This is a genomic window from Streptomyces sp. NPDC030021 (genome assembly GCF_055574035.1).
In genome coordinates, this window is the sequence record NZ_JBVIAH010000010.1 from 43,211 (window position 1) to 68,637 (window position 25,427).

Sequence of the window (25,427 nt, forward strand, 5' to 3'; positions counted from 1 at the left end):
CGGCGTTCGAGTGAACCTGCAGGTCACACCCTGTCACCGCGCCCGCCGGACACCGCGTCCGCTACCGGAGCACCGCGTTCGACGGGCCCCGGGAGGCCGACAGGTCGCGGGCCACCGATTCCGCGTCGCGCAGCACGCGTACCGCGTTGGTCCAGGTCAGCTTCGCCAGGTCGGCCTTGGACCAGGCGCGCGTGAGCAGCTCGGCGACGAGGTTCGGGTAGCCCGCCACGTCGTCCAGGCCGGACGGGGTGAAGGCGGTGCCGTCGTAGTCCCCGCCGATGCCGATGTGGTCGATGCCGGCCACCTCGCGCATGTGGTCCAGGTGGTCGGCCACCGTCGCGGCCGTGGCCACCGGGCGCGGGCGCGCCTCCTCGAAGGCCCGGTGCAGGGCCATCGCCTCGGGGGTGGTGTCGAGGTGGTGGAGACCGTGCGCCCGCAGGTTCTCGTCGGCGGCCAGGGTCCACTCGACGGCCGCCGGGAGGATGAACTTCGGTACGAAGGTGGCCATCGCCACCCCGCCGTTGGCCGGCAGCGTCGCCAGCACGTCGTCGGGGATGTTGCGCGGGTGGTCGCAGACCGCCCGGGCCGAGGAGTGCGAGAAGACCACCGGAGCGGCCGACACCTCGATCGCGTCCCGCATCGTCGTCGCCGCGACGTGCGAGAGGTCCACCAGCATGCCGACGCGGTTCATCTCGCGGACGACCTCGCGGCCGAAGTCGGTCAGACCGCCGTGCCGGGGCTCGTCGGTGGCCGAGTCCGCCCAGTCGATCGTGTCGTTGTGCGTGAGCGTCATGTACCGCACGCCCAGCTGGTGCAGGGCGCGCAGGGTGGCCAGCGAGTTGTTGATGGAGTGGCCGCCCTCGGCACCCATCAGCGAGGCGATCCGGCCGTCGGCGCGGGCCGCCTCCATGTCGTCCGCCGTCAGCGCCCGCACGAGGTCGCCGGGATAACGGTCGATCAGCTGGGAGACGACGTCGATCTGCTCCAGGGTGGCGCTGACCGCCTCGTCACCGGCGTAGTCGGAACGCACGTAGACGGACCAGAACTGGGCGCCGACCCCGCCGGCGCGCAGCCGGGGGATGTCGGTGTGCAGGTGGGCGGACTGGTCGCCCGCGATGTCCCGGCGCGCCAGGTCGTAGCGCACCTGCTCGCGCAGCGCCCAGGGCAGGTCGTTGTGGCCGTCCACGACGGGGTGTTCGGCCAACAGCTCGCGCGCCTCGTCCAGACGCTGCGCCGCGCTCACTTGCCGAACCCGAAGGACTCCGCGCTCGCGACCTTCGTACGCAGCCGCTTGCCCTTCTCGGTGGCCTGGTCGTTGAGCTCCTGCAGGAAGTCGTTCATGCGGGCCAGCAGCTCCGTGTCGTGGGCGGCCAGCATCCGTACGGCCAGCAGGCCCGCGTTGCGCGCCCCGGCGATCGAGACGGCGGCGACGGGAACCCCGGCGGGCATCTGGACGATCGACATCAGCGAGTCCATGCCGTCCAGGTACTTCAGCGGCACCGGCACGCCGATGACCGGCAGCGGGGTGACCGAGGCGAGCATGCCGGGCAGGTGGGCGGCTCCGCCCGCGCCCGCGATGATCGCCTTCAGCCCGCGGTCGGCGGCCCGCTCCCCGTACGCGATCATCTCGCGCGGCATCCGGTGGGCGGACACGACGTCGACCTCGTAGGGGATCTCGAACTCGTCCAGGGCCTTGGCGGCCGCCTCCATGACGGGCCAGTCCGAGTCGGAGCCCATGACGATGCCGATGACGGGGGCTGCGGAGGTGGTGCTCATGCGGTGACCGTTCCTCTGAGGTAGTCGGCAGCGTGGCGTGCGCGCTCCAGCACATCGTCCAGATCGTCGCCGTAGGTGTTGACGTGGCCGACCTTGCGACCGTGTTTCACGTCCTTGCCGTACATGTGGATCTTCAGCTGGGGGTCGTGCGCCATGCAGTGCAGGTACGCCGCGTACATGTCGGGGTAGTCCCCGCCCAGCACGTTCGCCATGACCGTCCACCTGGCGCGGGGGCGCGGGTCGCCCAGCGGGAGGTCCAGGACCGCCCGTACGTGGTTGGCGAACTGTGAGGTGACCGCCCCGTCCTGGGTCCAGTGGCCGCTGTTGTGCGGGCGCATCGCCAGTTCGTTGACCAGGATCCGGCCGTCGGTGGTCTCGAACAGCTCCACGGCCAGGTGGCCGGTCACGCCGAGTTCCTTGGCGATGCGCAGGGCGAGAGCCTGGGCCTCGCCCGCGAGGGCCTCCGAGAGGTCCGGGGCCGGGGCGATCACCGTGTCGCAGACGCCGTCCACCTGACGGGACTCGACGACGGGGTAGGCCACCGCCTGGCCGTGCGGGGAGCGGACGATGTTCGCCGCGAGCTCGCGGACGAAATCGACCTTCTCCTCCGCGAGGACCGGGACGCCCGCCTTGAAGGGGGCCGCCGCGTCCTCGGGGGTGCGGACGAACCACACCCCCTTGCCGTCGTACCCGCCCCGCACAGTCTTGAGGATGACGGGGAAACCGCCCACCTCTTCCGCGAAGGCGGCCACGTCGTCCGGATCGCTCACGATCCGGTGGCGGGGGCTGGGCGCGCCGATCTCGTCGAGCTTGGCGCGCATCACCCCCTTGTCCTGGGCGTGCACCAAAGCGTCGGGCCCCGGGCGGACGGGGATGCCGTCCGCTTCCAGGGCCCGAAGGTGCTCCATGGGTACATGCTCGTGGTCGAAGGTGATCACGTCACAGCCGCGCGCGAAGGCACGCAACGTCTCCAGGTCGCGATAGTCGCCGATGACGACATCACTCACGACCTGGGCCGCCGAGTCCTGCGGGGTGTCACTGAGGAGCTTGAATCTGATGCCGAGGGGGATGCCCGCCTCGTGGGTCATGCGGGCGAGCTGGCCGCCGCCGACCATACCGACTACCGGGAACGTCACTCCTCCAGGGTATCCGCCGGTATTCCGCCATCCGGACGTGCCCCTGGCCCGATCCGCCCGTGTGCCGTGCGTCGCAGGGTGCTGGAAGGCACAGACGGAGCGCAGGGGGGACACTTAGCATGGGTGGGTTGACGGAGAACACCGGACGCCCCGTAAGCGGGCGGTGACCGACAGGACTGACCTACTGATGAGCACGCCTGGCGGATCTGTCGTCGAACGTGTACGCGGCCTCGTACGAGAGGTGGCCAAGTTCGGGGCGGTCGGCGGTCTGGGTGTCCTGGTCAACCTGGGCGTCTTCAACCTGATCCGCAACACCACCGACCTGCAGGTGGTGCGGGCGAGCGTGATAGCCACCGTCGTGGCCATCGCCACGAACTACATCGGCTTCCGCTACTTCACCTACCGGGACCGCGCCAAGAGCGGCCGCACCCGCGAGCTCGTCCTGTTCGCCGTGTTCAGCGGCATCGGACTGGTCATCGAGAGCGGCGTGCTCTACACCGCGACCTACGGGTTCGGCTGGGACGGCCCGGTCGCCAGCAACGTGTTCAAGTTCATCGGCATCGGGACCGCCACGGTGTTCCGCTTCTGGTCGTACCGGACCTGGGTCTTCAAGGCCCTGCCCGCGCCGGCGGAGCCGGCCGAGCCGATGCCGGAGCCGGCGCCCCTGCCGAAGCCGGAGCGCAGGCCGGATCCGGTGCCCGAGCCGGCGCCCGCGAACAACTAGTACAGGACAGCCTTTAGCGGACCATGGCCTGCGGTTCGGCCCGCTCCGGCGCCGTCCGGCTGAGGAACAGTGCGAACACCGGCGGCTGCGTCTGGAGCAGCTCCAGGCGGCCGCCGTCCGCCTCCGCGAGGTCCCGGGCCACCGCGAGGCCGATCCCGGTGGAGTTGCGGCCGCTGATGGCCCGCTCGAAGATCCGGTTGCCGAGGTCCGGCGGGACGCCCGGTCCCTCGTCCGTGACCTCCAGCACCGCCTGGTTGCCGATCACCCGGGTGCGCAGCGCGACCGTGCCGCCGCCGTGCATCAGGGCGTTCTCCACCAGGGTGGCCAGCACCTGGGAGACCGCGCCCGGGGTGCCGACGGCCCGTACGCCCTGCCGTCCGGAGCGCACGATGGCCCGGCCCGCGCTGCGGTAGGCCGGCCGCCACTCCTCGACCTGCTGCTTGACGACCTCGTCCAGGTCGAAGGGGACCGCCGAGCCCGTCCGCGGGTCCCGCGAGTTCGTGAGCAGCCGCTGCACCACGTCCGTGAGCCGCTCCACCTGGGTCAGGGCGATCGTCGCCTCCTCCCGGACGGTCGCCAGGTCGTCGGTGACCGTGATCTCCTCCAGCCGCATGGAGAGCGCGGTGAGCGGGGTGCGCAGCTGGTGGGAGGCGTCCGCGGCCAGGCGCCGCTCGGCCGTCAGCATCCGGCCGATCCGCTCGGCGCTGGAGTCCAGCACGTCCGCGACCCGGTCCAGCTCGGGGACCCCGTACCGCTTGTGCCGGGGCCGCGGGTCGCCCGATCCGAGCCGCTCCGCCGTCTCGGCAAGGTCGGTGAGCGGGGAGGCCAGCCGGTTGGCCTGCCGTACGGCGAGCAGGACGGCCGCCACGACGGCCAGCAGGGCCACCGCACCGACCACGGCCAGGGTCCGCCCGACCTCGCGGGTCACGGTGGAGTGCGACTCCTCGACGACCACGACCTCGCCCTGCTCCCCGCGGGCGGTGCCGCGGATCACACTGTCGGGGATCGCGGCGCCCACGTCCACGGCCGGCTGGCCGGGGACGGTGATCCGCGCGTGGTGGCCGGCGTCCAGCTGCTCGCCGAGGGCCACGGGGTCGATCGGCTTCTTCTCCAGGACGTTCGCCTCGACGATGCCCACGAGCCGCAGCGCCTCGGACTCGATGCGGTCCTGGGCGCTGCTGGTGATGGTCCGGGTCTCCACGATGACGAGGGAGACCCCGAAGACGGCGATCACGACGAGCACCACGGCGAGCGTGGAGTTGATGAGGCGGCGGCGCATGCCCTAGAGCATGCCCCAGGTGGAGCCGTGGGAGGCGGTCAGCTCTTCTCGAAGCGGAAACCGACGCCGCGCACGGTGGCGATGTAGCGGGGGTTGGCGGCGTCGTCGCCCAGCTTCTTGCGCAGCCAGGAGATGTGCATGTCGAGGGTCTTGGTGGAGGACCACCAGGTGGTGTCCCAGACCTCGCGCATGAGCTGGTCGCGGGTGACGACCCGGCCCGCGTCGCGGACCAGGACCCGCAGCAGGTCGAACTCCTTGGCCGTGAGCTGGAGCTCCTCCTCCCCCATCCAGGCCCGGTGCGATTCGACGTCGATCCGCACGCCGTGGGTGGCGGGGGGCTGGAGGGCCTCGGTGGCACCGCGCCGGAGCAGGGCCCGGACCCGGGCGAGCAGTTCGGCCAGTCGGAAGGGCTTGGTCACGTAGTCGTCGGCGCCGGCGTCCAGGCCGACGACCGTGTCGACCTCGTCCGCCCGGGCGGTGAGGACCAGGATCGGGAAGCCGTGGCCCTCGGCGCGCAGCCGGCGGGCGACCTCCAGGCCGTCCATACCCGGCAGTCCCAGGTCGAGGACGACGAGATCGACGCCGCCCTGGAGTCCCGCGTCCAGGGCGGTGGGGCCGTCCTCCCGGACCTCGACCTCGTACCCCTCCCGGCGCAGGGCGCGGGCCAGGGGCTCCGAGATGGAGGCGTCGTCCTCGGCGAGCAGTACACGCGTCATGTGGGTGATGGTAGTCCGCGGCGGCTGAAACCAGAGGCCTGCGGGCAGACCCCTCTCTATCTGGGCTTATGAACTACTAAGCGCCTTCGAATATGGTCGAACGGTTCCCGGCGCGCCTTGTGATCCATCTCTCAAGTCCTTTCATATGCCGCAGTGTCGTGTCGTATGGTGGCGAGACGCCTGATGCAATACCTCAGGGACCTTTGTGCCGAAAAGCAGCACAAAGGTCTCTATTTCTGTCCTGAACCGGACGGACGGTCCTCTGAGGGACCGGCCCGGCCCGTCTTGACGACAGTGAATGACCTGTTGGCCGGGCCCCTCGCGTGATGATGCGCGGGAGGGCGTGGATCCCGGTTACGGATGTCCTGCCGCCCCCACCCCCGTGGGGCGGGCCCCGAGGCGTGGGGTGGGAAATCCGTCCGCCGGTGCCGGCCACCCCCCACCGGGCGCGGATGAGCTCACGAAGCCGATGCGTCCCGAGCAAGCAAGGATCGACCATGGCTTCCAGCCTGACGACGGCTTCTCCGAGCCCCGCTCACGAGAAGACCCTCCTCGGCCACCCGATCGGCCTGGCCACGCTGTTCATGACCGAGATGTGGGAGCGCTTCTCCTACTACGGCATGCGTGCGCTTCTCGTCCTGTACCTGGTCTCCGGCGGTGTCGACGCCGCGACCGGCAGCCAGGGTGGTGGCCTCGGCTTCACTGCGGCGACGGCCACGGCGATCTACTCCGTCTACGTCGCCATGGTCTACCTCATGGCCATGCCCGGCGGCTGGTTCGGTGACCGCGTCTGGGGCGCCCGCAAGACGGTCGCCATCGCCGGTGTCGTGATCATGGCGGGCCACGTGTCGCTCGCGCTGCCCGGCCAGATCGCGTTCTTCGTCGGTCTGCTGCTGGTCGCGGTCGGCTCCGGTCTGCTGAAGGCCAACATCTCCACGATGGTCGGCCACCTGTACCGGGGCGTGGACGACCCGCGCCGTGACAGCGGCTTCACGATCTTCTACATCGGCATCAACGTGGGTGCCCTCCTCGCCCCGGTCGGCATCGGCATCGTCGGCGAGACCGTGAACTGGCACATCGGCTTCGCGCTGGCTGCCGTCGGCATGGCCGTCGGCCTGGTGGTCTACCTGCTCGCCGGCCGCACCCTGAGCCCGCAGAGCAGCATCGTCCCGAACCCGCTGAGCCCGGCCGAGCGCAAGACCGTGATCGTCAAGGCCCTGGCCGTCCTGGCCGCCGTCGCCGTCTTCTACGGCGCCGTGGTCGCCGCGGACATGTTCACCATCAAGTGGGCGCTGTACCCGATCACCATCGCCGGTCTGCTCATCCCGGTCGCCGTCCTCGTCCGCATCAAGCGGGACAAGGACCTGTCCACCGTCGAGCAGACCCGGATGAGCGCCTACATCTGGTTCTTCGTGGCCGCCGCCGTGTTCTGGATGATCTACGACCAGGGTGGTTCCACGCTCTCGCTCTTCGGTGACAAGAACTCCGAGCGCGCCCTGTTCGGCTGGGAAGTCCCGACCACCATCTTCCAGTCGCTGAACCCGCTCTTCGTGGTGGCCCTGGCCCCGGTCTTCGCCGCCGCCTGGGTGGCCCTGGCCCGCCGCAACCGCGAGCCCAGCACCATCGTGAAGTTCTCGGTGGCCCTGGTCATCGTCGGCGCCTCGTTCTTCGTCTTCGCCCTGCCGCTGAGCCAGACCGCCGGCAACGACACCAAGGTCACCATGTGGTGGCTGGTGCTCATCTTCCTGATGCACACCCTCGCCGAGCTGTGCCTCTCCCCGGTCGGCCTGTCGGTCACCACGAAGATGGCGCCGCGGAAGTACGGCTCCCAGATGATGGGCGTCTGGTTCCTGGCCGTCACCGCCGGTGACTGCATCACCGGTCTGATGGGTCTGGCCGACGTGCAGCTGAACGGCGTCGGGGTCATCCTCTTCCAGGCGGTCGCCGCCGTACTCGCCGGCCTCGCGATCTTCATGTACCGCAAGAAGGTCAACGCCCTGATGGGCGGCATGGGCTGACACCCCCAACGCCCCGTACGACGAAGCGGCCCGGCACACCGGAAGGTGTGCCGGGCCGCTTCGCGTGTCAGCGGGTGCCGCGCAGGCGGCGCCACGGGGTGAAGGTGAACACCGCGCCGCCGAGCAGGATCACCGTGCCGGCGACCAGGGCCAGGGCCTTGATGCCGCCCTCGTCCTCCGCGCCGGTCTCGGCGAGGCCGCCCGAGGTGGTGCTGCCGGTGGTGCTGGTCGAGGAGCCCGAGCCGCCCGGCTGGGCGGCGGTGTCCAGTTCCAGCGAGACCCCGCTGCTCGCCGCCTTGCAGGGGACGTTGATCGGGGTGGCGCCGGGGGCCATCGTGACGTCGATCGTCAGCTGGTCCGGGCTGAGCGTCACCTTGCCGCTCTTGCCTGGCTTGTAGGTGCCGGTCATGTCGCTGAGGCTGACCGGGGCCTTGTCCGGGATGGGCTCCGCGTTGGCCGGGCCGGAGACCTTGACCGTGCCGCTGTCCGCCCCGCCGAGCTTCACGTCCATCGAGGGCTTGAGCGCCCCCGCGGGCAGGGCCATGGGCGCCGCCATCGCACCCTTGGCGGTCTTGACCGTCAGGTCGTAGCTGCCGCCGTTCTTCTTCGCGTTGATCGTGACCGGGGTCTTGATGCCCCCCGGGACGACCGGCCCGCAGTCGAAGGCCACCTCGACCGCCTTGCCCGGGAAGTCGGTCTGGCCGCCCCCGCCGCCGGAGGCGGATCCGCCCGAGGCCGATCCGCCCGAGGTGGTCGTGGAGCCGCCGGTGGTCGTGGAGCCGCCCGTGGTCGTGGAACCGCCGGTGGTGGTGCCGCCGGTCGTCGTACCGCCGCTGGAGCCGGCCGCCACGTCGATGGTGGCCCCGACGCCCACGCTGCCGGTCGGGGCGCACTTGGTGACGAACGTGCCGAAGGAGAAGGTCACGGCCACGTCGTACTTGCCGGGGGTCAGCGTGATCTTCCCGGCCTTGGTGAGCTTCAGCTTGCCCTTCATCACGGACATCACCATGGGCGCCTTCTTCGGGATCGGCGGGTTCTTCTTCTCCCCGACGACCTTCAGCTCACCGCCACCGCCGCCCACGGTGATCCAGCCGGTGGGCTGGACCGCGTCCTGCGGGATGTCCATCAGGTCCGTGTTGTTCGAGGCCGGCTTCACCGTCTCCCAGGACACGTCGACCTCGTCGCCGACCTTCGCAGAGGCGGGAGCGGTGACCTTGGCGGTGGTCTCCCCCTCCACCGGACTGCCGCCCCCGGCCGGGGGAACGCACTTGACGTTGAACTTGGTCTCCGCGGCCTGGGCGGGAGTGGCTCCGATGGCGATACCGGCGCCGCCGAGCAGCAGCGCGATCACGGCCGCGCTCACCCTCCGTTGGGTTTTCACGAATGTCCCTTCGTCGTCGAACGGTTCTCAGACGGTGCGGACGCCTGTGGTGCTGTGCCCGGCGCGCTGTCCGGGGTGAACCACGGCAGGACCGCCGTGGTGGTCTGGGGGGACTGCTCCGGGCGGTCGGGTCCCGGGGCCGGCTCGGGGGGCCGCAGGGCCGCGATCCGCGGCAGCCGAGCCGTCACGGCGGAGGCCGCTGCCGCGGCCGCGGCAGCGGTCGTGTCCAGGGGACGCGTACCGCGGTGGCGGGCGGCGGCGGGCGCGGCGCGCGGCCGCACCCGGTCGACGATCGCCATGCCGATACGGAAGACCGCGGCCGGGATCACCAGCAGGAGCAGGCCCCAGAAGAGCAGCACCCCGTACGGGCGGTCCACGCCCCAGGGCTGCGCGGCCAGCACGGTCTCGCCGTACTTGAGGGAGATCGTGTAGTCGCCGTGGGCGCCGGCGGCGAGGCCCACGTCGAGCGCGATCTCCGCCTTGCCGCCGGGCGGGATGGTGCCCTTCCAGCGGGCCTCCTCCCACAGCGGGGCGAACACCCCGTGCGCGGTGCCGAGCTGGAAGACCGGGTCCTTGACCGGGACCGGGCCGAGATTGCCGACGGTGACCGTGAACTTCCGGGCGGGCGGGGCGCCGAACCAGGTCAGCACCCCGTCCTCGCCCTCCAGCCGGACCCCGGTGAGCATCGCGAGGCGGGCCGTGCCGGATTCGGCGGGCAGCTCCGCGACCGGGTGGTCGGTGATCTTCAGGGGGGTCGCGACGGTGGACTGGTCACCGTTGACGGAGGTGACGTTGACGATGCAGGGGCACGGCTTGGGCGGTGCCACCACGGGCAGCCGGCCGGTGAAGCTCCCGTCGGCGGCGACCGAGACCGCGGCGCCGTCGGCGTTGGCGCAGCTGTTGGTGCCGCCGATCATGTTCTGGCCGCAGACCAGCAGCATCACCAGCGTCCTGGCCGGCCAGCCGGTACCGGTGACGGTGATCCCGGTGCCCTGGGCGGCCTCCTGGAGCGAGAGCGCCACGGTCGGCCGGCCCTCGGCGGCGGCGGCCGGGCCCGTGGGGAACAGGGCGAGGGCGCACACCGCCAGCCCCGCGGCCAGCAGGGCTCCGACTCTTCTCACCTGGCGGCTCCCGTCAGTTCGTGGTGCGGTGCAGGGGTCGTCGGTCCGGCCGCGGACGGCGCGTCCGGCGCCGGGCCCGGGCCCGGTACGCGCCGCCGGCCGCGTACGAGGTACAGCGCGGCGGCGGTGGCCGCGCCGAGGCCGAGCAGGCCGGCCCCGGTCCAGCCGGCCAGGCCCCCGGGGACGAGCCAGCGCGAGCCGGTGGCCACCGCGCGGGCGCCGCCGGGGGCGGTCACGGTGAGGGTGATGCGGACCCGGTCGAAGGCCGGGGCGCCGGGCCAGGGCTCGGTGAGCTCCACCCGCTGGCCGGGCAGCAGTTCGATCGGCAGGGTGCGGCCGCGGGGCGGGCCGGACACCTCGCCGAGTAGGGCCTCGGCGCGGATCCGGAGCTCGGGGGCGAGGGCCACGTTGCCGCGGTTGACGAGGGTGTAGGCGATGACGGCGGCCGTGCCCCGGCCCCGTACGGCGACGTCCTCGACCGTGAGGGCGGCCAGGGTGGGGCCGCCGACCCGCAGGTGGACGCGTACTCCGACCTCGTGGCCGTCCTCGGCGGCGATCACGGCGGCGGGGTGGTCGCCGGGCGGGGACGCGGGCGGGACGGTGAGGGTGAAGGGGACCACGGCGCGGGTACGGGGCGGGACCTTCACGGTGGTGGCGGCCCCGAAGCTGATCCAGGAACCGGCCCCGGTGGCCCCGGTGGCCCCGGTGCCGGGCGCCGCCGGGCGGACCGCGAAGGCGCCGTCGGCCGTGTTGTAGGCGTCGGCCCCGCGCAGCGTGATGGTGCGCTCCTGGTCGGTGGTGTTGGCCAGGGCGAGGCGGTCCTCCAGCACGGTGCCGGGGGCACCGGCCAGGTAGAAGTACGGGCGGGCGCCGGCCGCCGCTCCGGCGGCGGGCTCGGCGGTCCATCCCGGCTCGTCGGCGGCCGCGGGGCGCGCGGGGGTCGCGTACAGCGTGGCGGCGGCGAGCAGGAGGACGGCGGCGGCGCGCCTCAGGGTGGGGAGCACGGGCATGACCGGGGTGCTCCGTTCAGGACCCGGCCCGCCGGCCGCGCCGGGTCAGCCAGAGCACGCCGACGGCGCCGGAGAGCAGCACGGTGCCGCCGAGGGTGCCGAGGGCCAGGGCGGAATCGGTGGGCCCGGTCTGTGGGAGGGTGTCGCCGGTGGTGTCGGTGCCGGACTGCGTGCTCCCGCCGCCGGGCGCCGTGACGTCCAGCTCCAGCGAGGGCTTCGGGCTGTTGCCGGGGGTGCAGGTCGTCGTGGTGCTCATCGCCATGATGGTGAGCACCCCGGCGGTGAAGGTGACCTTGCCGCTCTTCTTGGGCGTGTACGTGCCCGAGAGGTCGGTGATCTTGATGGGTGTGTCCGGGGGCACGGCCTCGGGGTTGGGCGGACCCGAGACCGGTACGGACACCTTCTCGGCGCCGTCGACGAGGATGACGGCGCTGGGGTTCATCGCGCCCTTGCCGAGTTCGATGGGGCTGGACGAGACGCCCTTCTGGAAGGACATCGTCAGCTTGTACCCGTCGCCCTCCTTGACGGCCTTGATGTCGATGGGCGACACCGCCGACTTGTCCCCGATCGGGGTCTTGCAGTCGTAGGCGACGTCGACGACGGCGGCATGGGCCGCGGGGGCGGTGAACAGCACCGCCGATCCGGCCAGCGCGGAGGCCAGCGCGAGCGCGGTGGAGCGTTTGCGGTCGGACACCTTCGTCTTCCCCTCGGGCCACAGAAAACTGACGACACATCAGATCGGTGGCTCAAGGTAAGCCCGGGGGCTTACGGAGGGAAGACAAAGGACAACCCGGGATTGACCGTTCGTCAGTGCACGCGGCGGCCCCGCTGCCAGACCCCGGAAACGAGCGGTACGCCCGGCCGGTAGGCGAGGTGGACATGGCTCGGGGCGTCCAGCAGGGCCAGGTCGGCGCGGGCTCCCGGGGCCACGAGGCCGATGTCGTCGCGGCGCAGGGCGCGGGCGCCGCCGGCGGTGGCCGACCAGAGGGCCTCGTCGGGGGTCATCCGCATGTCACGGACGGCGAGCGCGATGCAGAACGGCATGGAACTCGTGTAGGAGGAGCCGGGGTTGCAGTCCGTGGACAGGGCGACGGTGGCGCCCGCGTCGATCAGGCGCCGGGCGTCGGGCCACTGGGCGCGCGTGGAGAACTCGGCGCCGGGCAGCAGGGTGGCGACGGTGGTGCCGGCGGCCTGCGCGAGGGCGTCCACGTCGGCGTCGGTGAGGTGGGTGCAGTGGTCGGCGGAGGCGGCCTGGAGCTCCACGGCGAGCTGGACGCCGGGCCCGTAGGAGAGCTGGTTGGCGTGCACGCGGGGGATCAGCCCGGCGGCGGCCCCGGCGGTGAGGATCGCGCGGGCCTGGTCGCCGTCGAAGGCGCCCTTCTCGCAGAAGACGTCCACCCAGCGGGCGTACGGGGCGCAGGCCGCCAGCATCTCGCCGGTGACGAGGTCGACGTAGGCGGCCGGGTCCTCGGCGAAGTCGGGGGAGACGATGTGCGCGCCGAGGTAGGTGACCTCCTCGGTGTGCGCGGCGGCGATCCGCAGGGCGCGGGCCTCGTCGGCGACGGTGAGGCCGTAGCCGGACTTGGTCTCGAAGGTGGTGGTGCCCTGGCGGCGGGCCTCGTCGAGGTGGCGCACCAGGTTGGCCTCCAGTTCCGCGTCGGTGGCGGCGCGGGTGGCGGCGACGGTGGTGCGGATGCCGCCGGCGGAGTAGGCGCGGCCGGACATCCGGGCGTTGAACTCCTGGGTGCGGTCGCCGGCGAAGACGAGGTGGGAGTGGGAGTCGACGAAGCCGGGGATGACGGCCCGACCCTGCGCGTCGAAGCTCTCGTCCGCGGCGGGCGCCTTGGCGGCGGGGCCGACCCAGGCGATGGTCTCGCCGTCGATAACGACCGTCGCGTCCTGGATGAGGCCGAGGGGGGAGCCGTCGCCGACGGACGGGTCGTTGGTGACGAGGCTGCCGATGTTGGTGATGGCGGTGGTGGTCATGGTTCCTCTCGGTTTCCTGGGGCTCCGCCCCAGACCCCGCGCCTCAAACGCCGGCGAGGCTGAATCTTTCAGCCTCGCCGGCGTTTGAGGCGCGGGCGCGGAGCGCCGTATCTGTCAGGCGCGCAGGGCTGCGATGGACTCGGACAGGGCCGTCGGGACGTCCCCGACCAGGGTGTGGTGGCCGTCGCGGACCACGTGGCGGCCGCCGACCACCGTGTGGCGGATGTCCGACGCCGTGGCGGCGAACACCGCCGTCTCGGCGCCGAGGCGCGCCGGCGGGCCCGCCGTGCGTACGGAGTCCAGCGCGATCGTGGTGAAGTCCGCGAGCGCGCCCGCCTCCAGGCGGCCCGCGTCGGGGCGCCCGAGGGCGGCGTGGCCGTCCTCGGTGGCGGCGGCGAGCAGGGCGTTCGCCGTCCAGTGGCCCCGGGTCCGGCTGCGCAGGCGTTCGTTGAGCTCCATCGCACGGGCCTCTTCGAGCAGGTCGATCACGGCGTGGCTGTCGCTGCCCAGGGACAGCGGGCTGCCCGCGTGCTGGAGCCGGGTCGCCGGGCCGATGCCGTCCGCGAGGTCGCGTTCGGTGGTGGGGCACATGCAGGTGCCGGTGGTGGTCCCGCCGAGGAGGGCGATGTCCGTGTCGGTGAGGTGCGTGTTGTGGACGCCGGTGGTGCGCGGGCCGAGCACCCCGTGGTCGGCCAGCAGCTGGGTCGGCGTGCGTCCGTGAGCGGCCTGGCAGGCGTCGTTCTCCGCGGTCTGCTCCGAGAGGTGGACGTGCAGGGGCGCCCGGCGCTCCTCGGCCCAGCCGGCCACGGTGGCCAGTTCGGCTGCGGGGACCGCGCGGACCGAGTGGATCGCGGCGCCGATCAGGGCGTGCTCGCGGGGCTTGAGGGCACTCGCGCGCTCGGCCCAGGCCTCGGCGGTGCCGTCGGAGAAGCGCAGCTGGTGGTTGTTGGGGGCCTCGCCGAAGCCCGAGGACAGGTACGCGGTGTCCAGGAGCGTGATCCGGATGCCGGCCGCGGCGGCTGCCTCGATCAGGGCCTCGCCCATCGCGTTCGGGTCGGCGTACGCGGCGCCGCCGGGTGCGTGGTGGACGTAGTGGAACTCGCCGACGTTGGTGATGCCGGCCAGCGCCATCTCGGCGTAGACGGCGCGGGCGAGCGCGAAGTAGCTGTCGGGGGTGAGGTTCTGGGCGACCTTGTACATCAGGTCGCGCCAGGTCCAGAAGGTGCCGGAGCCGACCTGGACCGTGCCCCGCAGGGCCCGGTGGAAGGCGTGGCTGTGCGCGTTGGCCAGCCCGGGGAGGGTGAGGCCGCGCAGCACCTCGGCGCCGGGCGGCGGGGTCTCGACCCCGGTGCGCAGGGCGCCGATCCGCCCGTCCTGCGTGACCTCCAGGGCGACGCCCGGCTCGACATGGGTGCCGAGCCAGGCGTGCTCCAGCCAGTACGTCGTCAACGACATGCCAGGCCTTCCAGTACGTCGGCGAGGGCGAGGACACCGGCCACGCAGTCGTCCTCGGCGGCGAACTCCCGCGGGGAGTGGGAGACGCCGGTCGGGTTCCGCACGAACAGCATGGCGGTCGGGACGGCGGCGGAGAGGATTCCGGCGTCGTGTCCCGCCCCGGTCCCGAGGACGGGGACCGAACCGCCCAGGATCCGGTTCATCTCGTCGCGCAGGGCGTGCTCGAACTCGACGACCGGGGTGAAGGACTCCCGGACGATGCCGAGGTCGATGCCGTCCTGGTCGGCGCGCTCGCGGGCGGCCTTCTCGATGGCCGTGACGACCGTGTCGAGGGTGGCCTGGTCGGCGGCCCGGGAGTCGAGCCAGCCGCGCACGAGCGAGGGGATGGCGTTGACCCCGTTGGGCTCGACCGAGATCTTCCCGAAGGTGGCGACGGCCCCGGCGAGGGCCGCCTCCGTACGGGCCGCCAGGACGGTCGCCGCGTAGGTGAGCATCGGGTCGCGGCGGTCGACCAGCCGGGTGGTGCCGGCGTGGTTGGCCTCGCCGCGGAAGTCGAACCGCCAGCGGCCGTGCGGCCAGATCGCGGAGGCGATGCCGACCCGGTCGCCGGAGAGGTCCAGGGCGCGGCCCTGTTCCACGTGCAGCTCGACGAAGGCGCCGATGCGGCCGAGGCGTTCGGGGTCGGCCCCGATGGCCTCGGGGTCGTATCCGGCGGCCTCCATGGCCTGGGGCAGGGAGATGCCCTCGGCGTCGCGCAGCTCGTACGCCTTGTCCTTGGTCAGCTGCCCGGCGGCGAGCCGGGAGCCGACGCAGGCGAGGCCGAAGCGGGCGCCTTCCTCGTCACCGAAGTTGGTGATGGCGAGCGGCCTGGAGAACTCCGCGCCCCTCTTGCGGAGCTCGTCCAGGGCCGCGAAGGAGGACACCACCCCGAGGGGGCCGTCGAAGGCCCCGCCGTCGGGGACGGAGTCCAGGTGCGAGCCGGTGACCACGGCGTCCCCCGCGAGGGGGTCGCCGAGCCAGGCCCACTGGTTGCCGTTGCGGTCGGTCTCGTACGTCAGCCCGCGCGCCTCCGCCTGCTCCTGGAACCAGGTCCGGCAGTCGGCGTCGGCCCCGCTCCAGGCGTACCGGCGGTATCCGCCGGTGCCGGCGTCGCGGCCGATGGGCGCGAGCTCGGCCCACATGTCGTGGAAGGTCACGCGTCGTCGCCCTCACGCATGGGGACGCGGACGCCGCGCTCGTCGGCGACCGACTCGGCGATGTCGTAGCCGGCGTCGACGTGACGGATGACGCCCATGCCCGGGTCGTTGGTGAGGACGCGGCGGATCTTCTCGCCGGCGAGCGGGGTGCCGTCGGCGACCGTGACCTGGCCCGCGTGGATGGAGCGGCCCATGCCGACGCCGCCGCCGTGGTGGATGGAGACCCAGGAGGCGCCGGAGGCCACGTTGACCATGGCGTTGAGCAGCGGCCAGTCGGCGATCGCGTCGGAGCCGTCGAGCATGGCCTCGGTCTCGCGGTACGGGGAGGCCACCGAGCCGCAGTCGAGGTGGTCGCGGCCGATCACCAGCGGCGCGGCGAGGGTGCCGTCGGCGACCATCTCGTTGAAGCGCTCGCCGGCCTTGTCGCGCTCGCCGTAGCCGAGCCAGCAGATGCGCGCGGGCAGGCCCTGGAAGTGGACGCGCTCGCCCGCCATCTTGATCCAGCGGTGCAGGGACTCGTTCTCCGGGAAGAGCTCCAGCATGGCCTTGTCGGTCTTGTGGATGTCCGAGGCCTCGCCGGACAGGGCGGCCCAGCGGAAGGGGCCCTTGCCCTCGCAGAACAGCGGGCGGATGTAGGCGGGGACGAAGCCGGGGAAGGCGAAGGCGCGGTCGTAGCCGGCCAGCTGGGCCTCGCCGCGGATGGAGTTGCCGTAGTCGAAGACCTCGGCGCCGGCGTCCATGAAGCCGACCATGGCCTCGACGTGCTTGGCCATGGACTCGCGGGCGCGGGTGGTGAAGCCGGCCGGGTCCTTGGCGGCGTAGTCGGCCATGTCGTCGAAGTCGACGCCGACGGGCAGGTACGCGAGCGGGTCGTGGGCCGAGGTCTGGTCGGTCACGATGTCGATGGGCGCGCCCTCGGCCAGCATCTGCGGGAGCAGCTCGGCGGCGTTGCCGAGGAGGCCGATGGAGAGCGGCTTGCGGGCGTCGCGGGCCTCGACGGCCAGCTGGAGGGCGTGGCGCAGGTTGTCGGCCTTGACGTCCAGGTAGCGGTGCTCGATGCGGCGGTCGATGGCGCGCGGGTCGACGTCGATGCAGATCGCGACGCCGTCGTTCATCGTCACGGCCAGCGGCTGGGCGCCGCCCATGCCGCCGAGGCCGGCGGTGAGGGTGATGGTGCCCGCGAGGGTGCCGCTGACCCCTCCCTTACCAATTGAATGCAGCTTCGCGGCGACGGCGGCGAAGGTCTCGTAGGTGCCCTGGAGGATGCCCTGGGTGCCGATGTAGATCCAGGACCCGGCGGTCATCTGGCCGTACATGGTCAGGCCCAGGTGCTCCAGACGGCGGAACTCCTCCCAGTTGGCCCAGTCGCCGACGAGGTTGGAGTTGGCGAGCAGGACGCGCGGCGCCCACTCGTGGGTCTGCATCACGCCGACCGGGCGGCCGGACTGGACCAGCATCGTCTCGTCCTGCTTGAGGGTCTGCAGGGTGCGGACCATCGCGTCGTACGAGCGCCAGTCGCGGGCGGCCTTGCCGGTGCCGCCGTAGACGACGAGCTTGTCGGGGTGCTCGGCGACCTCGGGGTCGAGGTTGTTCTGCAGCATCCGCAGGGCGGCCTCCTGCTGCCATCCCAGGGTGCTGAGCTCGGTGCCTCGCGCGGCACGTACGGGGCGGGGTCCTGACATGGCGGTGCCTCCTCCGATGTTGGTCAATCTATTCACATCCTCCCGCCCTGAATAGATTCAGTCAACAGCTGCGGTCGGCCCCGTCGAATGATGGGATGGCCGGCATGGCTGTACACGCGAAGGGCGAGGGCGGCGCCGGGAACGCCGCCGAGCGCCGGGACCTGGCCGTACGGGCCGCCGTGGAGCAGGGCCTCGTGGGCGGGGGCGACGGCGCGGAGCCCCTGGCCTGCCTGCTGGACGTCGCCGGGATCCGGGCCTCCGCCGCCGCTTTGACCCGCGCCTTCACGGCCGCCCTCGCGCCCGACACCCCCGTCCTGCACGCCTTCGCCGTCAAGGCCGCCCCGCTCGTCCCGGTCCTGCGGCTGCTCGCCGACGCCGGGCTCGGCTGCGAGGTGGCCAGCCCCGGGGAGCTGGCGCTGGTCCGGGCGGCGGGCGTCCCCGCCGCCCGGACCGTCCTGGACTCCCCCGCCAAGACGGTGGCCGAGCTGCGCGAGGCCCTGGCCCTGGGTATCGCCGTGAACGCCGACAACGCCCAGGAGCTGGAACGCCTCGACGCGCTCGTCGGCCGGACCGCCACGCCCACGACGGCCCCGATCGGCCTGCGGATCAACCCGCAGACCGGCGCCGGAACCATCGATGCCCTGTCCACGGCCACCGCGACCTCGAAGTTCGGCATCGCCCTGCGCGACCCCGGCGCCCGCGCCTGGCTCGTACGGGCCTACCTGGACCGGCCGTGGCTCACCCGCCTGCACATCCACTCGGGCTCCCAGGGCGTTCCCCTGGCCCTGATCGCGGAAGGCGTACGGGACCTGCACGCGCTCGCCGAGGAGATCAACACGGCGGCCGGGCGGCGCCAGGTCGACACCCTCGACATCGGCGGGGGCCTGCCGGTGAACTTCGCCTCTGACGAGGAGACCCCCACCCACGCGCAGTACGTGGCCGCCCTGCGCGAGGCGGTCCCCGCCCTGTTCGACGGCTCGTACGGCCTGGTCACGGAGTTCGGCCGGTCCCTGCTGGCCAAGCACGGCCTGATCCTGGCGCGGGTCGAGTACACCAAGACCAGCGGGTCCCGGCCCATCGCGCTCACCCACGCCGGGGTCCAGGTGGCGACCCGCACCGCGTACGCCCCGGCGGCCTGGCCGGTGCGGATCCTGCCCTACGACGCGAAGGGCGCCCCGAAGACCGGCGACCCGGTGGCCCAGGACATCGCGGGCCCGGCCTGCTTCGCCGGGGACCTGCTCGCGGCCGCCCGCGAGCTGCCCCGGCTCGGCCCCGGCGACCTGATCGGCGTCCCGGACACCGGCGCGTACTTCTTCACGGCCCACTACGGCTACAACAGCCTGCCCCGCCCGGCGGTGCACGGCTTCACGCTCACCGCGTCGGGCGAGGTCCGCTTCAGCCTTGCCAGGCCGGCGCAGCGGCTCACCGAGATCGTGGCCGAAGCGGGCGGCGCCCACGGTGACGCCCTGCTGTAGCCGCCGCGCGGGGCTTCCCTGGGGCTCCGCCCCGGACCCCGCTCCTCAAGCGCCGGAGGGGCTGCGTTTTCAGCCTCGTCGGCGATTGAGGCGCGGGGGTCCGGGGGCGGCGCCTCCGGTGCGCCGCGCACGCCGGACGACGGCCCTCAGGTGCAAAGGGTGGCCGCCAGCGCCGGGGCCAGGCCCTGGACCACGCCCTCCGGGGTCAGGGCCACCACCGCGGGGAGCCGCAGCAGGTAGCGGGTCAGGGCCAGGCCCAGCAGTTGGGCGGAGACCAGGCCCGCCACGGCCGCGGCCCGCTCCGGGCCGACGGCCGCCGCCAGCGCCGGGGCGACCTGCGACGCGAACACCTCCCGCATCCGGGCCGCGGCCTGCTCGTTCGTCACCGCCGAGCGCAGCAGCACCAGCAGGGCGTCGTCGGCCGGATCGCCCTCCCACCGCTCCACGAAGTGGCGTACGAGGGCGGCGGGGACCTCCCCGGCCGGCACGGCGCCCAGGTCGGGCAGGCGCAGGTCCACCGCGAGGGCGGCGTCGAAGAGCTGCTCCTTGCTGCCGAAGTAGCGCATGACCATCGACGGGTCGATCTCCGCGTCCGCCGCGACGGCGCGGATGGTGGTGCGCTCGTAGCCCTGCGCGGCGAAGCGCTCCCGGGCCGCCCGCAGGATCGCCGTCTTGGTCAGGTCCGAGGTACGTCGCGCCGTCATGCCAACAAGCGTAGGCCAACAACCGTTGACATACCAGCGGGACAGGCGCACTCTCATACCAACAGTTGTTGGCCAACAAGCGTTGGCCCACCGGAGGAGGCTCGCATGACCAGCACCGCCGCACTCCCGGCCCGTACGGACGTGGCCGTCGTCGGCGCCGGCCCCACCGGCCTCGCCCTCGCCGTGACCCTGGCGGAGGCCGGCATCGACTTCGTTCTCCTCGACAAGCAGGCCGAGGGCGCCAACACCTCCCGCGCCGCCGTCGTACACGCCCGCACCCTGGAAGTCCTGGACGAGCTCGACCCGAGCGGCACCCTCTCCGGCGACCTCATCGGCCGCGGCGTCCGCGTCTCCCGGTTCCGGATCCGCGACGGCGCCCGCCCGCTCGCCGCCGTCGACTTCGATCGCCTGCCCACGGCCCACCCGTACGCGCTGATGGTCCCCCAGTACGAGACCGAGGCCGTGCTTCTGGAGCGCCTGCGCGCCCTGGGCGGCGACGTCCACCGCCCGTACGAGGTGACCGCGGTCGCCCAGGACGCGGAGGGGGTCACCCTCACGACCGCCACCGGCGAAACCCTGCGCGCGGCCCACGCCGTCGGCGCCGACGGGATGCACAGCGTGATCCGCGGGGCCGCCGGCATCGTCTTCGAGGGCAGCGCGTACGGCGAGTCCTTCGTCCTCGCCGACGTGGTCATGGACTGGGCCCCGGGCCCGCACGAGGTCACGCTCGCCTTCGGCGCCGCCGGGCCCACCGTGATCGCCCCGCTGCCCGGAGGGCGCTACCGGATCGTCGCCGCCGTCGCCGGGGCCCCCGCCGAGCCGGACCTCGCCTTCGTCCGGGACCTGATGGACGAGCGCGTCCCCGGCCGGGCCGCCGTCCGCGAACTCGTCTGGTCCTCCCGGTTCCGGATCCACCACCGGGTCGCCGACCGCTACCGGGCCGGACGGCTGCTGCTCGCCGGGGACGCGGCCCATGTGCACAGCCCGGCCGGCGGTCAGGGCATGAACACCGGCATCCAGGACGGCTACGCCCTCGGCCGTGCCCTGGCCACCGGGGACCTCGACGGCTACGAGGCCCGGCGGCGCCCCGTCGCCCTGCGCGTGGTGGCCCTCACGCACCGGATGACCCGGGCCGCGACCACCCGGAACCCGGTCCTGCGCGCCGCGCGCAACGCCCTGCTGCCGCTGCTCGCCCGCATCCCGGCGCTGCGCGACCGCCTCGCCACCGAGCTGGCGGAGCTCAACTACCGCTGAGGCTCACTCCACGAACAGGCCGCGCGCCGCGGCCCGCGCGTCGAAGGCCTCCAGGCGGGCCTGTGCGTCCGGGAGGGCGTCCGCCATCGACTCCAGCAGCACCCGGCCCAGCAGCATCGGCGCACACGCCGTGTCGAAGGCCAGCCCGGTGCCGACCTGCGCCGGAATCAGCAGGTCCGAGTGGCGGGCCACGGGGGCGAAGGCCGAGTCGGCGACCGTGACCACGGTGAGGCCGGCCCGCCGTGAGCGTTCCAGCGTGTCCACGACCTCCCGGGGGTGGCGGGGCAGCGCGAAGCAGAGCAGCGCCGTGGCCCCCTCGTAGCGCGCCGCGTCGATGCGGTCCTCCATCATCGAGCCGCCCTCGTCGAGGAGCCGTACGTCCGGGTGGACCTTCGACGCGAAGTACGCGAACCCGCGCGCCTGGGAGGAAGCCGCCCGCAGCCCGAGCACCAGCAGCGGGGCCGAGGCCGCGAGCAGCCGCCCCGCCTCCTGGACCGGCGCGGGATCGGCGAGCATCGCCGCCAGCTGCCGCAGGTTCTCGATCTCTCCGAGGACCGCCTGCTGGTACTCGTTGTACGAGTCCTCGTGCGCGGCCCCGGGCCGCTCGGCGGGGGCCACCTCGCGCAGGTGGCGGCGGAGCGCGGGATATCCGTCGAAGCCCAGCGCCACGGCGAACCGGGTCACCGAGGGCTGGCTCACCCCGGCCAGTTCGGCGAGCTCGACGCTCGACAGGAAGGGCACCTCCGCCGCCCCGCGCACCATGCAGTGCGCGATCCGCCGCTGGGTCGGCGTCAGCCGGTGCCCCTCGAACAGCTTCTGCAGCCGCGCGGCCGGGCTGTCACTCATCCCGTCCCCTCCGTCCCGGTGAGATATTCAGTCACGGAGCACTCTGCATGCGGTTATGCAGCGGGGCAAGCCGTGCCCGCGATCCGGATAGGGGGGCCAGCCCCAGTGCCGGGGCCCGCCGGGGTTCCTACGGTGGGGGCATGGACGCGCATGCCCAGGAACTGAAGAAGGAATTCGACGCGACGATGGACGCCCGGCGCGAGCTGGGTCCGGAGTACGAGGCCGCGCTCGTGGACTCGTTCGTCGAAAAGGTCGACACGCAGGTCCGGCGCCGGCTCGCGGAGGAGCGCCTGTCCGCGGCCCGCGGTGACGGCCGGGCGCCGTCCGCCGCGCCGGGGGACGGGAACTTCGGCGAACGCTTCGGCTTCGCGATCGTCACGCTGGTCCTGGCGATCCCGCTGTCGGCGATCGCCGTCGCGCAGGCGCGGCTGCCGGGGCTGATCGTCGCCTGGGCGGGGATCGTGGGCGTGAACTTCATCCACGCCCGTCACCTCCGGCGCGGTACGCAGGACCCGCTGGACTGACCGGCCGTCGGGCGGGCGCGGGTCCGCCACCACCGCCGGCGCACGGGCGAGTGAGCCGAAGGGGCGCGACGGGGAGTGAGGGCGAACGCGCGGAGGAAACCGTGAGGCACGAGCGGTTTTCGAGCACGTACGCCGTCACGAGCCGGCACAAGGCGCCCCGGAGGCGAACCGAGCCCCGAAAAGGATTGCGCGGGGACCGCCGCACCCTCGGTCGCCCGAGGGGCGGGACGACGGCGGTCCCCGCGAAGGACACGGCCGGGTCAGGGCCGTCCGCGTCCGTGGCGTACGCGCGGTCCGGGAGCCGCTCCGGAGGTACGCACACGCCGTTCCGTGGTGCCGGCCGGGTTCCGGTCTCCCGGACTCCCCTGCCGACAACCACCACTGTGCCGGAGCCGTGTTAAGCGGGTGCTGCCGTCACGTGTCATGCCCGTACCGATTGCGCGAAGGCCGTGCCACGGGCCGGGTGCCCGGGGTGGGAGGCGGGCCGTGGGCCCGCGCCCCGTCCCCGGGCGGGCCGCAGGCTACTTCGCGGACTTGGCCAGGAAGGCCAGCAGGTCCTGACGGCTCACCACGCCGGTGGGCTTGCCCTCGACCAGCACGATCGCCGCGTCCGCCTCGCCGAGCACCGCCATCAGCTCGGACACCGGCTCGCCGGAGCCGACCTGCGGCAGCGGGGAGCTCATGTGCTTCTCCAGCGGGTCGGTCAGGGAGGCCCGCTGGGCGAACAGCGCCGCCAGGAGCTCCTTCTCGACCACGGAGCCGATGACCTCGGCGGCCATCACGTCCGGGTGACCGGCGCCCGGCTTGACGATCGGCATCTGCGAGACGCCGTACTCGCGCAGGACCTCGATGGCCTCGCCGACGGTCTCCTCGGGGTGCATGTGGACGAGGGAGGGGATGCCGCCCTCCTTGTCGTTCAGCACGTCGCCGATGCGCGCGGCGGGGCCGGCCTCCTCCAGGAAGCCGTGTCCCGCCATCCACTCGTCGCTGAAGATCTTGCTGAGGTAGCCGCGGCCGCTGTCCGGCAGCAGGACGACCACCACGTCGTCCGGCCCGAGGCCCTCGGCCGCGCGCAGGGCGGCGACGACGGCCATGCCGCAGGAGCCGCCGACGAGCAGGCCCTCCTCCTTGGCGAGGCGGCGGGTCATCTGGAAGGAGTCCTTGTCGGACACCGCGATGATCTCGTCGGTGACGTTCGGGTCGTAGGCGGTCGGCCAGAAGTCCTCGCCGACACCTTCGACGAGGTACGGACGCCCGGAGCCGCCGGAGTAGACCGAGCCCTCGGGGTCGGCGCCGATGACCTTGACCTTCCCGCCGCTGACCTCCTTGAGGTAGTTGCCGGTGCCGGAGATCGTGCCGCCGGTGCCGACGCCCGCGACGAAGTGGGTGATCTTCCCGTCCGTCTGGTCCCACAGCTCGGGGCCGGTGGTCTCGTAGTGCGAACGGGGGTTGTTCGGGTTGCTGTACTGGTCGGGCTTCCAAGCGCCGGGCTCGCGCGCGAGGCGGTCGGACACGTTGTAGTACGAGTCCGGGTGCTCGGGGTCGACGGCGGTCGGGCAGACCACGACCTCGGCGCCGTACGCGCGCATCACGTTGATCTTGTCCATGGACACCTTGTCAGGGCAGACGAAGATGCACTTGTAGCCCTTCTGCTGGGCCACGATGGCGAGTCCTACACCCGTGTTGCCGCTGGTCGGCTCCACGATGGTGCCGCCGGGCTTGAGGGCTCCGCTCTGCTCGGCGGCCTCGATCATCCGTACGGCGATCCGGTCCTTCACGGATCCACCGGGATTGAAGTACTCGACCTTCGCAAGGACGGTGGCCTGCAGGCCTTCGGTCACACGGTTGAGCTTCACCAGCGGGGTGTTGCCGACGAGGCTGATCATCGAGTCGTGGAATTGCACCATGTTCTCCAAGGAGGGGACTCCACGGGTTCTCCGGGAGGTCCGGCCAGAGTATGCGGAAAGGGATTGGCCGACCGTACGTACGGGGCAGGTAGGGATCAATGAGGACCGAGGAGGTGGCCTGAAGGATGTCCAGGGCGAGGACAGCCCGCCGGATCGCGGCGGGGGCGGCGTACGGCGGAGGCGGACTCGGACTGGTCGGGGCCGCCGCGGTCGGGCTGGTGGTGGCCGAGATGCAGTTCGCGAGGCGGGCTGTCGGCTCCGGGCTGCCGGAGCCACCGCGTGCCGACGGGCTGTACGGGAGCGAGTTCGGCGGGCCGGAGCAGAGCCCGGGCCCGCTGCGCCTGGGCATGCTGGGTGATTCCACGGCCGCGGGACTGGGCGTACGGCGGGCCCGGCAGACCCCGGCGGCCCTGATGGCCTCCGGGCTGGCGTCGGTGGCCGAGCGGCCGGTGGAGTTGCGCAACGTGGCCCTGTCGGGTGCCATGTCCGACGACCTGGACCGGCAGGTGGGCCTGCTGCTGGACGGGGACCGGCCGGCCCCGGACGTGTGCGTGATCATGATCGGCGCGAACGACGTGACCCGCCGGATGCCGCCGACCCAGTCGGTGCGGCTGCTCACCTCGGCCGTGCGCAGGCTGCGCCTGGCCGGCTCGGAGGTCGTCGTGGGCACCTGCCCGGACCTGGGCACGATCGAGCCGGTCTACCAGCCGCTGCGCTGGCTGGCGCGCCGGGTCTCGCGCCAGCTGGCCGCCGCGCAGACCATAGGAGTGGTCGCGCTGGGCGCCCGTACGGTCTCCATGGGGGACCTGCTGGGCCCGGAGTTCGCCGCGAACCCGCGCGAGATGTTCGGCCCGGACTCCTACCACCCGTCGGCCGAGGGGTACGCGACCGCCGCCATGGCCGTGCTGCCGACCCTGTGCGCGACACTGGGCCTGTGGCCGGAGTCGGACCGGCTGGACGTGTCCCGGGACGAGGACATGCTGCCGGTGGCGAAGGCCGCGTCGGCCGCGGCGGGCCAGGCGGGCACGGAGGTCACGGCCGCCCGCGGCCCCTGGGTCCTGCTCAAGCACCGCCGCCGTCGGCGGGTGCCGGCCACGGACCCGGCCGAGCCGGTGGTGCCCTGAGAGCCCGAGGGGCGTCTTGCCGGTCAGGCCCCACGAGCCCGGCCTGACCGGCAAGACACCCCCTACGGGCGGCGCCCCGCGGGGCGAGTGCGGCCCGTGTCACACGCCCCGGC

Annotated in this window: 22 protein-coding genes; 6 read left to right on the plus strand and 16 right to left on the minus strand. The window is 72.8% G+C overall.

The window, feature by feature from the left end:
• Nucleotides 1-61: 61 nt before the first annotated feature.
• Genes ACZ4YL_RS20825 through ACZ4YL_RS20835 form a run of 3 tightly spaced genes read right to left on the minus strand, consistent with a single transcriptional unit; the run spans nucleotide 62 to nucleotide 2,912 of the window.
• On the minus strand, nucleotides 62-1,243 hold the full coding sequence (locus ACZ4YL_RS20825) for a dipeptidase (RefSeq protein ID WP_468118259.1): 1,182 nt from the start codon (nucleotides 1,241-1,243) through the stop codon (nucleotides 62-64).
• Nucleotides 1,240-1,776, minus strand: coding sequence for a 5-(carboxyamino)imidazole ribonucleotide mutase (purE, locus tag ACZ4YL_RS20830; protein ID WP_468118261.1), 537 nt, complete (start codon nucleotides 1,774-1,776; stop codon nucleotides 1,240-1,242). Before purE ends, ACZ4YL_RS20825 begins: the two co-directional genes overlap by 4 nt.
• Nucleotides 1,773-2,912, minus strand: a complete 1,140-nt coding sequence (locus tag ACZ4YL_RS20835) for a 5-(carboxyamino)imidazole ribonucleotide synthase (RefSeq protein WP_468118263.1) — start codon at nucleotides 2,910-2,912, stop codon at nucleotides 1,773-1,775. Before ACZ4YL_RS20835 ends, purE begins: the two co-directional genes overlap by 4 nt.
• A gap of 187 nt (nucleotides 2,913-3,099) precedes the next feature.
• On the opposite strand from ACZ4YL_RS20835, the gene ACZ4YL_RS20840 reads away from it, so the two are divergent.
• Nucleotides 3,100-3,636, plus strand: coding sequence for a GtrA family protein (locus tag ACZ4YL_RS20840; RefSeq protein ID WP_468118265.1), 537 nt, complete (start codon nucleotides 3,100-3,102; stop codon nucleotides 3,634-3,636).
• 13 nt (nucleotides 3,637-3,649) lie between these two features.
• Here the strand turns inward: ACZ4YL_RS20840 and ACZ4YL_RS20845 are convergent, their stop codons facing one another.
• Nucleotides 3,650-4,915, minus strand: coding sequence for an ATP-binding protein (locus ACZ4YL_RS20845; protein WP_468118266.1), 1,266 nt, complete (start codon nucleotides 4,913-4,915; stop codon nucleotides 3,650-3,652).
• Between the two features lie 38 nt (nucleotides 4,916-4,953).
• On the minus strand, nucleotides 4,954-5,631 hold the full coding sequence (locus tag ACZ4YL_RS20850; protein WP_030724697.1) for a response regulator transcription factor: 678 nt from the start codon (nucleotides 5,629-5,631) through the stop codon (nucleotides 4,954-4,956).
• 497 nt (nucleotides 5,632-6,128) lie between these two features.
• Between ACZ4YL_RS20850 and ACZ4YL_RS20855 the strand changes: the two genes are divergently transcribed.
• On the plus strand, nucleotides 6,129-7,649 hold the full coding sequence (locus ACZ4YL_RS20855; protein WP_468118268.1) for a peptide MFS transporter: 1,521 nt from the start codon (nucleotides 6,129-6,131) through the stop codon (nucleotides 7,647-7,649).
• 67 nt (nucleotides 7,650-7,716) lie between these two features.
• Here the strand turns inward: ACZ4YL_RS20855 and ACZ4YL_RS20860 are convergent, their stop codons facing one another.
• From ACZ4YL_RS20860 to hutU, 8 genes are all read right to left on the minus strand, one after another.
• Nucleotides 7,717-9,030, minus strand: a complete 1,314-nt coding sequence (locus ACZ4YL_RS20860) for a hypothetical protein (protein WP_468118270.1) — start codon at nucleotides 9,028-9,030, stop codon at nucleotides 7,717-7,719.
• Nucleotides 9,027-10,151 (minus strand): hypothetical protein, encoded by a 1,125-nt coding sequence (locus ACZ4YL_RS20865; protein ID WP_468118272.1) that lies wholly within the window; start codon nucleotides 10,149-10,151, stop codon nucleotides 9,027-9,029. Before ACZ4YL_RS20865 ends, ACZ4YL_RS20860 begins: the two co-directional genes overlap by 4 nt.
• Nucleotides 10,148-11,161: a COG1470 family protein gene (locus tag ACZ4YL_RS20870; RefSeq protein ID WP_468118273.1), complete on the minus strand. Its 1,014-nt coding sequence runs from the start codon at nucleotides 11,159-11,161 to the stop codon at nucleotides 10,148-10,150. Before ACZ4YL_RS20870 ends, ACZ4YL_RS20865 begins: the two co-directional genes overlap by 4 nt.
• A gap of 16 nt (nucleotides 11,162-11,177) precedes the next feature.
• Nucleotides 11,178-11,855 (minus strand): LPXTG cell wall anchor domain-containing protein, encoded by a 678-nt coding sequence (locus tag ACZ4YL_RS20875; RefSeq protein ID WP_468118275.1) that lies wholly within the window; start codon nucleotides 11,853-11,855, stop codon nucleotides 11,178-11,180.
• A gap of 113 nt (nucleotides 11,856-11,968) precedes the next feature.
• Nucleotides 11,969-13,147, minus strand: coding sequence for an imidazolonepropionase (hutI, locus tag ACZ4YL_RS20880; protein ID WP_468118276.1), 1,179 nt, complete (start codon nucleotides 13,145-13,147; stop codon nucleotides 11,969-11,971).
• A 114-nt stretch (nucleotides 13,148-13,261) separates the two neighbouring features.
• Nucleotides 13,262-14,602 (minus strand): formimidoylglutamate deiminase, encoded by a 1,341-nt coding sequence (locus ACZ4YL_RS20885; protein ID WP_468118278.1) that lies wholly within the window; start codon nucleotides 14,600-14,602, stop codon nucleotides 13,262-13,264.
• On the minus strand, nucleotides 14,593-15,783 hold the full coding sequence (locus ACZ4YL_RS20890) for an allantoate amidohydrolase (protein ID WP_468118578.1): 1,191 nt from the start codon (nucleotides 15,781-15,783) through the stop codon (nucleotides 14,593-14,595). The genes ACZ4YL_RS20885 and ACZ4YL_RS20890 overlap by 10 nt, the downstream gene beginning before the upstream one ends.
• Nucleotides 15,784-15,794: 11 nt before the next feature.
• Complete coding sequence (gene hutU / locus ACZ4YL_RS20895) at nucleotides 15,795-17,480, minus strand: urocanate hydratase (RefSeq protein WP_468118280.1); 1,686 nt, start codon at nucleotides 17,478-17,480, stop codon at nucleotides 15,795-15,797.
• Between the two features lie 104 nt (nucleotides 17,481-17,584).
• Here hutU and ACZ4YL_RS20900 point away from each other — a divergent pair, with 104 nt between their 5' ends.
• Nucleotides 17,585-18,955, plus strand: coding sequence for a type III PLP-dependent enzyme domain-containing protein (locus ACZ4YL_RS20900; RefSeq protein WP_468118281.1), 1,371 nt, complete (start codon nucleotides 17,585-17,587; stop codon nucleotides 18,953-18,955).
• A gap of 146 nt (nucleotides 18,956-19,101) precedes the next feature.
• On the opposite strand, the gene ACZ4YL_RS20905 is transcribed toward ACZ4YL_RS20900, so the two are convergent.
• Nucleotides 19,102-19,659, minus strand: coding sequence for a TetR/AcrR family transcriptional regulator (locus ACZ4YL_RS20905; RefSeq protein ID WP_468118283.1), 558 nt, complete (start codon nucleotides 19,657-19,659; stop codon nucleotides 19,102-19,104).
• Between the two features lie 105 nt (nucleotides 19,660-19,764).
• On the opposite strand from ACZ4YL_RS20905, the gene ACZ4YL_RS20910 reads away from it, so the two are divergent.
• A complete protein-coding gene (locus ACZ4YL_RS20910) occupies nucleotides 19,765-20,913 on the plus strand; it encodes an FAD-dependent oxidoreductase (protein ID WP_468118284.1) in 1,149 nt (382 codons plus the stop codon).
• Nucleotides 20,914-20,916: 3 nt separating this feature from the next.
• Here the strand turns inward: ACZ4YL_RS20910 and ACZ4YL_RS20915 are convergent, their stop codons facing one another.
• Nucleotides 20,917-21,759, minus strand: coding sequence for a MurR/RpiR family transcriptional regulator (locus ACZ4YL_RS20915; RefSeq protein ID WP_468118286.1), 843 nt, complete (start codon nucleotides 21,757-21,759; stop codon nucleotides 20,917-20,919).
• 140 nt (nucleotides 21,760-21,899) lie between these two features.
• On the opposite strand from ACZ4YL_RS20915, the gene ACZ4YL_RS20920 reads away from it, so the two are divergent.
• Nucleotides 21,900-22,283, plus strand: coding sequence for a hypothetical protein (locus ACZ4YL_RS20920; RefSeq protein WP_468118287.1), 384 nt, complete (start codon nucleotides 21,900-21,902; stop codon nucleotides 22,281-22,283).
• Between the two features lie 521 nt (nucleotides 22,284-22,804).
• Here the strand turns inward: ACZ4YL_RS20920 and ACZ4YL_RS20925 are convergent.
• Nucleotides 22,805-24,187: a cystathionine beta-synthase gene (locus ACZ4YL_RS20925; protein ID WP_468118580.1), complete on the minus strand. Its 1,383-nt coding sequence runs from the start codon at nucleotides 24,185-24,187 to the stop codon at nucleotides 22,805-22,807.
• Between the two features lie 128 nt (nucleotides 24,188-24,315).
• Here ACZ4YL_RS20925 and ACZ4YL_RS20930 point away from each other — a divergent pair, with 128 nt between their 5' ends.
• A complete protein-coding gene (locus tag ACZ4YL_RS20930; RefSeq protein WP_468118289.1) occupies nucleotides 24,316-25,314 on the plus strand; it encodes an SGNH/GDSL hydrolase family protein in 999 nt (332 codons plus the stop codon).
• The last annotated feature ends 113 nt before the right edge of the window (nucleotides 25,315-25,427 follow it).

Coding starts and splice junctions, on each gene's coding strand:
- ACZ4YL_RS20840 (WP_468118265.1), top strand. CDS start 3,100: ATGAGCACGCCTGGCGGATCTGTCGTCGAACGTGTACGCGGCCTCGTA.
- ACZ4YL_RS20930 (WP_468118289.1), top strand. CDS start 24,316: ATGTCCAGGGCGAGGACAGCCCGCCGGATCGCGGCGGGGGCGGCGTAC.
- ACZ4YL_RS20845 (WP_468118266.1), bottom strand. CDS start 4,915: ATGCGCCGCCGCCTCATCAACTCCACGCTCGCCGTGGTGCTCGTCGTG.
- ACZ4YL_RS20905 (WP_468118283.1), bottom strand. CDS start 19,659: ATGACGGCGCGACGTACCTCGGACCTGACCAAGACGGCGATCCTGCGG.
- ACZ4YL_RS20855 (WP_468118268.1), top strand. CDS start 6,129: ATGGCTTCCAGCCTGACGACGGCTTCTCCGAGCCCCGCTCACGAGAAG.
- ACZ4YL_RS20910 (WP_468118284.1), top strand. CDS start 19,765: ATGACCAGCACCGCCGCACTCCCGGCCCGTACGGACGTGGCCGTCGTC.
- ACZ4YL_RS20915 (WP_468118286.1), bottom strand. CDS start 21,759: ATGAGTGACAGCCCGGCCGCGCGGCTGCAGAAGCTGTTCGAGGGGCAC.
- ACZ4YL_RS20890 (WP_468118578.1), bottom strand. CDS start 15,783: ATGTGGGCCGAGCTCGCGCCCATCGGCCGCGACGCCGGCACCGGCGGA.
- ACZ4YL_RS20900 (WP_468118281.1), top strand. CDS start 17,585: ATGGCTGTACACGCGAAGGGCGAGGGCGGCGCCGGGAACGCCGCCGAG.
- hutU (WP_468118280.1), bottom strand. CDS start 17,480: ATGTCAGGACCCCGCCCCGTACGTGCCGCGCGAGGCACCGAGCTCAGC.
- ACZ4YL_RS20850 (WP_030724697.1), bottom strand. CDS start 5,631: ATGACGCGTGTACTGCTCGCCGAGGACGACGCCTCCATCTCGGAGCCC.
- ACZ4YL_RS20920 (WP_468118287.1), top strand. CDS start 21,900: ATGGACGCGCATGCCCAGGAACTGAAGAAGGAATTCGACGCGACGATG.
- ACZ4YL_RS20885 (WP_468118278.1), bottom strand. CDS start 14,602: ATGTCGTTGACGACGTACTGGCTGGAGCACGCCTGGCTCGGCACCCAT.
- purE (WP_468118261.1), bottom strand. CDS start 1,776: ATGAGCACCACCTCCGCAGCCCCCGTCATCGGCATCGTCATGGGCTCC.
- ACZ4YL_RS20870 (WP_468118273.1), bottom strand. CDS start 11,161: ATGCCCGTGCTCCCCACCCTGAGGCGCGCCGCCGCCGTCCTCCTGCTC.
- hutI (WP_468118276.1), bottom strand. CDS start 13,147: ATGACCACCACCGCCATCACCAACATCGGCAGCCTCGTCACCAACGAC.